The sequence below is a fragment of the Kitasatospora sp. NPDC007106 genome, assembly GCF_040634455.1.
In the GTDB taxonomy this organism is placed as follows: Bacteria; Actinomycetota; Actinomycetes; order Streptomycetales; family Streptomycetaceae; genus Kitasatospora; species Kitasatospora arboriphila.
Genome location: NZ_JBEYFP010001222.1, coordinates 1 through 1,407 on the forward strand (window position 1 = coordinate 1; position 1,407 = coordinate 1,407).

Consider the following 1,407-nt stretch of genomic DNA (forward strand, 5'->3'; position numbering starts at 1 on the left):
GGTGCGCCGTGCGGTGTCGCGGGGCGGCACGGCGGTCCGGCCCGGGCCCCGCAGCTCGTGCCCGTGGAGGAGGCCGGCCATGACGAACCGACGCGAACGCTGGGAGCGGCACACGCAGCTCCCGCTCATCGCGCTGTCCGTGCTGTTCGCCGTCGCCTACGCGGTGCCGGTACTCGCGCCGCGGGCGCCCGGCTGGGTGCTGCAGGGTGCGGCCTGGGCCGAGTGGGCGGTGTGGGCGGTCTTCGCGCTGGACTACGCGACCCGGCTGGTGCTGGCGGAGCGCCGCTGGGAGTTCGTCCGCCGCAGCCCGCTGGACCTCGCCTCGGTGCTGCTGCCGCTGGTGCAGCCGCTGCGGCTGCTGCGGCTGGTGTCGACGCTGCTGCTGGCGGGCCAGCGGGTGCGGATGGCCTCCCAGGTGCGGCTGACGACCTACGTGGCGGGCGTGGTGCTGGGGCTGCTGGTGTTCGGTTCGCTGGCGATCCTGGAGATCGAGCGGAGCTCGCCGCACGCGTCCATCCGCACCCTCGGCGACGCGCTCTGGTGGTCGTTCACCACCATGACGACGGTGGGCTACGGAGACCTGACGCCGACCACCGGTCTCGGGCGGCTGCTGGCGGTCGCGCTGATGCTGTCGGGGATCGCGCTGCTCGGTGTGGTGACGGCCAACATCGCGGCCTGGTTCGTGGCCCGGTTCGAGGCGGAGGACCGGCTGGACCACCTCAACCACCGGGCGATCCAGGACCTCACCGCCGAGGTCCGCGAACTGCGCCGCGAGCTCGCCGAGCTGAGCCGGCAGGCGGAGCCCGGCGGGGAGCCCGCCGGGCGCGTCCCGAGCGCCTGACCGGCCCGCGGTGGCGCCGTACGGCCGGCTGGCCCGCGGGGCGGCGTGCGGCTGTCGCGGCGTCAGCCGCCGTTCAGCGCGGCGCCGAGCAGCTTCCCGGCGGACTCCTCCAGGGCGGTGTGGAGCTCCTTGTCGGCGATGCCCTCGGCGTAGGAGTACAGGACCATGCCGGCGGTGGCCCGGACGGCGGGGCCCGCCCACTGCGGGTCGATCGGGTACGGCTCACCGGACGGCCAGGGCAGCGGCCACTTCTTCGGCCACGGGATCACCCGGTAGGGCGGGATCGGGCACCAGTCCCCGTCGGCGTCCTGCAGCACCGCGCGGGCGTCCCCGCCCGCCACGTGCACGGCGACGGCGGCGTCGGCGCCGAGCAGTTCGGCCGGGGGCAGCGGCTGCGGGTTGAGGTCGGATGCGGCGCGGGCGGTGAGCGGCAGGTGCGGGAAGAGGATCTCCCAGAGCCCGGCGTCGGTGCGCGCCATCAGGCGCAGCAGGCACGCGGAGTCGAGTCCTGCGTGCACGGTTCCCCCTCGGGCCTCTGGGTGACGGTCCGTCAGACACTGCCCGTT

2 protein-coding genes are annotated in these 1,407 nt (G+C 75.4%); one reads left to right on the forward strand and one right to left on the reverse strand.

Annotation, left to right across the window (positions count from 1 at the left end):
* Window positions 1–79 precede the first annotated feature (79 nt).
* Window positions 80–841 carry a potassium channel family protein gene (locus tag ABZ641_RS37310; protein ID WP_344628226.1) on the forward strand — a complete coding sequence of 254 codons (762 nt, stop codon included), beginning with the start codon at window positions 80–82 and terminating at the stop codon, window positions 839–841.
* Between the two features lie 62 nt (window positions 842–903).
* On the opposite strand, the gene ABZ641_RS37315 is transcribed toward ABZ641_RS37310, so the two are convergent.
* Window positions 904–1,359: a hypothetical protein gene (locus ABZ641_RS37315; RefSeq protein WP_359989024.1), complete on the reverse strand. Its 456-nt coding sequence runs from the start codon at window positions 1,357–1,359 to the stop codon at window positions 904–906.
* Window positions 1,360–1,407 lie beyond the last annotated feature (48 nt).

What these genes read in the sequence shown, in the direction of transcription:
- ABZ641_RS37310 (WP_344628226.1), top strand. Translation starts at nt 80, where the DNA reads ATGACGAACCGACGCGAACGCTGGGAGCGGCACACGCAGCTCCCGCTC.